This is a genomic window from Amnimonas aquatica (genome assembly GCF_002943415.1).
GTDB classification, from domain to species: Bacteria; Pseudomonadota; Gammaproteobacteria; order Pseudomonadales; family Moraxellaceae; genus Perlucidibaca; species Perlucidibaca aquatica_A.
The window spans coordinates 1-4,164 of record NZ_PTQZ01000165.1 but is presented as its reverse complement, the minus strand read 5'-3'; the positions used below and the strand labels follow the sequence as shown (position 1 = coordinate 4,164).

The 4,164-nt window shown below is 69.8% G+C and carries 3 protein-coding genes and 1 pseudogene; 3 read left to right on the top strand and 1 reads right to left on the bottom strand.

Annotated features, from left to right (window positions below):
- The 3 genes and pseudogenes from C5O18_RS07095 to glyS form a co-directional block, all read left to right on the top strand.
- Window positions 1-520 (top strand): sodium:calcium antiporter (locus tag C5O18_RS07095; protein WP_420884482.1); only part of this gene is annotated, 520 nt, incomplete at its 5' end.
- Between the two features lie 134 nt (window positions 521-654).
- Window positions 655-1,665: a glycine--tRNA ligase subunit alpha gene (gene glyQ / locus C5O18_RS07090; protein WP_105192720.1), complete on the top strand. Its 1,011-nt coding sequence runs from the start codon at window positions 655-657 to the stop codon at window positions 1,663-1,665.
- Window positions 1,662-3,631, top strand: a pseudogene (gene glyS / locus C5O18_RS07085) (glycine--tRNA ligase subunit beta). Before glyQ ends, glyS begins: the two are co-directional and overlap by 4 nt.
- Window positions 3,632-3,787: 156 nt before the next feature.
- On the opposite strand, the gene C5O18_RS07080 reads toward glyS, so the two are convergent.
- A partial coding sequence (locus C5O18_RS07080) for an alpha/beta fold hydrolase (RefSeq protein ID WP_146089257.1) occupies window positions 3,788-4,164 on the bottom strand: 377 nt, incomplete at its 5' end.

Genomic DNA, 4,164 nt, shown 5'->3' with positions numbered 1-4,164 from the left:
GTCGCGCAACGACAAGGCGCTGGCCGACAGCATGCGCGACGAGGCCGGGCTGGACGCCGGTGCCGGTGCCCGGCCGCTGCGCAACCTGGTGCTGGTGGTTGCCGGCCTGGCCATGCTGGTGGTCGGCGCCGGCTGGCTGGTCGACGGCGCGGTCATGCTGGCGCGCGGCCTGGGGGTGTCGGAGCTGGTCATCGGCCTGACCATCGTGGCGGTGGGCACCTCGCTGCCCGAGCTGGCCACCAGCGTCATGGCGTCCATCCGCGGCCAGCGCGACATCGCCATCGGCAATGTGGTGGGCAGCAACATCTTCAATATCCTGTGCGTGCTCGGGCTGTCGTCGCTGGTGTCGCCGGCCGGTATCCGCGTGGCGCCGGAGGCGCTCGCCTTCGATATCCCGGTCATGCTCGCGGTATCGGTGTTCTGCCTGCCGCTGTTCTGGCTCGGCTACCGCATCTCCCGCCTGCGCGGCGCGCTGCTGCTGGCCGCCTACGCCGCCTACGTGTCGCTGCTGATCGGCTGAGTCTCGTTCCCCAGGCTCAGTGCCAGCCCGGCATGCCCTCGGTTATACTGCGCCGTTCGATCAGGCCGGCATGATTTCCCATGCCCGGCACGGTCGGTGTCCATGCGCGCCGACATCCCCACAGGGCAGACAACATGAGTCAGACAACGAATCAGGCTTCGCAGCCGATCCAGACCTTCCAGGGCCTGATCCTCGCGCTGCAGAGCTACTGGGCCGAGCAGGGCTGCGTGGTCCTGCAGCCGTACGACATGGAAATGGGCGCCGGCACCTTCCACACCGCGACCTTCCTGCGCGCCATCGGCCCGGAGACCTGGAACGCCGCCTACGTGCAGCCCTCGCGCCGCCCGGCCGACGGCCGCTACGGCGAGAACCCGAACCGCCTGCAGCACTACTACCAGTTCCAGGTCGTGCTGAAGCCGAACCCGAGCAACATCCAGGAGCTCTACCTGGAGTCGCTGCGCCGCATCGGCGTCGATCCGACCGTGCATGACATCCGCTTCGTGGAAGACAACTGGGAGTCGCCGACGCTGGGCGCCTGGGGCCTGGGCTGGGAAGTCTGGCTCAACGGCATGGAAGTGACCCAGTTCACCTACTTCCAGCAGGTCGGCGGCATCGAGTGCTACCCGGTCACCGGCGAGATCACCTACGGTCTGGAGCGCCTGGCCATGTACCTGCAGGGCGTGGACTCGGTCTACGACCTGGTCTGGGCCGACGGCCCGTTCGGCAAGGTCACCTACGGCGACGTGTTCCACCAGAACGAGGTCGAGCAGTCGACCTACAACTTCGAGCACGCCAACGTGCCGGAGCTGTTCAAGCTCTTCGACCTCTACGAATCCGAAGCCAACCGCCTGATGAACCTGCCCCAGCCGCTGCCGCTGCCGGCCTACGAAATGGTCATCAAGGCCTCGCACAGCTTCAACCTGCTCGATGCCCGCCGTGCCATATCGGTGACCGAGCGCCAGCGCTACATCCTGCGCGTGCGCACGCTGGCGCGCGCGGTCGCGCAGAGCTATTTCGACGCCCGCGCCGCGCTCGGCTTCCCGCTCGCCGACCCGGCCCTGCGCGCCGAGGTGCTGGCCCAGGTCGAGGCCGCGGCGGCCAGGCCTTCCGACAAGCAGATCGAGAAGAAGGAGGCGCAGGCATGAGCGCCCAGGATTTCCTGTTTGAAATCGGCGGCGAGGAGCTGCCGCCGAAGTCCCTGCTGACGCTGGCCACCGCGCTGCGCGACGGTGTCGCCGATGGCCTGGCCAAGGCCGGCCTGGTGCACGCCGGCGTCGAGTTCTACGCCGCCCCGCGCCGCCTGGCGCTGATCGTGCGCCAGCTCGCCGCGCAGCAGCCCGACCGCGTGATCGCCGTCGACGGCCCGCCGGTGAAGGCCGCCTTCGACGCCGAAGGCAAGCCGACGCAGGCAGCGCTCGGCTTCGCGCGCAAGAACGGCGTGGACATCGGCGAGATCGACCGGAGCGGCGACAAGCTGCGCTTCGTGCGCGAGGTCAAGGGCGACAGCGCGCTGGCACTGCTGCCGGGCATTCTCGATCTGGCGCTGAAGAACCTGCCGGTGGCCAAGCGCATGCGCTGGGGCGCCAGCCGCGTGGAGTTCGTGCGCCCGGTGCACTGGCTGGTCATGCTCTACGGCAACGACGTGGTGCCGGCCACGCTGCTCGGCCTGGACAGCGGCCGCACCAGCTTCGGTCATCGCTTCCACCACCCGCAGGCGGTGGCTATCGCCTCGGCCGATGCCTATCTGCCAGCCATGCGCGGCGCGCACGTGGTCGCCGACTTCGCCGAACGCCGCGAGCAGATCCGCGGCGCGGTGAACGCGCTGGCGGCGAAGGAGGGCGGTCGCGCGCTCATGCCCGATGCCCTGCTCGATGAAGTCACCGCGCTGGTCGAGTGGCCGGTGCCGCTGGTGTGCTCGTTCGAGCAGCGCTTCCTGGCCGTGCCGCAGGAAGCCCTGATCTCGACCATGCAGGACAACCAGAAATACTTCTGTCTGGTGGATGCCGCCGGCCAGCTCATGGCCCGCTTCATCACCGTCGCCAATATCGACTCGCCGGCGCCGGACAAGATCGTGGCCGGCAACGAGAAGGTCGTGCGCCCGCGCCTGACCGACGCCGAGTTCTTCTTCAACCAGGACAAGAAGACCACGCTGGCGGCGCGCAACGAGCGCCTGAAGAACGTGGTCTTCCAGGCCCAGCTCGGCACCGTGTTCGCCAAGGCCGAGCGCGTGTCGGCGCTGGCCGCGCGGATCGCCGACGGCATCGGCGGCGACGCCGGGCTGGCGCGCACCGCCGGCCTGCTGTGCAAGTCCGACCTGGCGTCGGAAATGGTCGGCGAGTTCCCCGAGCTGCAGGGCATCGCGGGTTACCACTACGCCCGCCACGNACCGGCCAGGCCGTGGCGCTGGCCGACAAGCTCGACACGCTGACCGGCATCTTCGGCATCGGCCAGCCGCCGACCGGCTCCAAGGACCCGTTCGCGCTGCGCCGCGCCGCGCTCGGCGTGCTGCGCACCCTCATCGAGGGCGAGCTGGATATCGATCTGGAGCAGCTGGTGCAGGCCGCCACCGCGCAGCACGGCGCCGCGCTGACCTCGGCCACCACGGCGGCGGATGTCTTCGACTTCCTGCTCGGCCGCTACCGCGCCATGTACGAGGAGCAGGGCATCGCCGTCGACGTGATCCAGGCCGTGCAGGCCTGCCGCCCGTCCGTGGCGCGCGACTTCGACCGCCGCGTGAAGGCGGTGGCGCACTTCCGCACGCTGCCCGAAGCCGCCGCGCTGGCCGCCGCCAACAAGCGCGTGTCCAACATCCTGGCCAAGGAGACCGTGACCGGCGGCGAGATCGAGAAATCGCTGCTGGAAGCCGGTGCCGAGCAGGCACTGGCCGATGCCGTGGCCGCCGCTGCCGCGCGCGTGGCACCCTGCTTCGCCAGCGGTGACTACACCACGGCGCTGACCACGCTGGCATCCCTGCGCGAACCGGTGGATGCCTTCTTCGACAGCGTCATGGTCATGGCCGAGGACGCCGCCGTGCGTGCCAACCGCCTGCGCCTGCTGTCCTGGCTGCGTGCGCTGTTCCTGCGCGTGGCGGACATCTCGCAGCTGTCTTGAGCACGGCCTCCGGCCGGAGGCACTGAAGCAACAGATAAAGGCGCCCCCGGGCGCCTTTATCTGTTCTGCCGGCGCAACGCCGGCTTGCCGCGCACCGGCCACATGGCCAGGCGGGCACAGGCTCGGCAGCCGCATGCCCGACCGGGAGGGAAACCCTCAGGCCGCCGCCACCTTCGCCTCGCGCATGAGCAGGAAGTCGAGCGCATCCTGCGCCGAGGCCTCGGGAATCTCTTCCATGGGAATGTGCCCGGCATCCGGGTATACCTTCACGGTCAGGCCGGGCACATCCTGCTGCCAGCGCCGCACCAGCGCCGGCGGCACCCAGCGGTCGCGCGCGCCCCAGAGCAGCAGGGTGGGCACGCGCAGCTCACGCACGCGGGCGGCGAAGCGGTTGTCGCGGTTCATGTCGGCGAGCAGGCGGAAGTAGGCCACCATGCCGGCCTTGTTGCCCGGCCGCATGAGCAGGTCGGCATAACGGCTGTCGGTGCCGGGCCGCATGCGGGCGAGATCGCCGTAGACCTCGCGGATGCCGC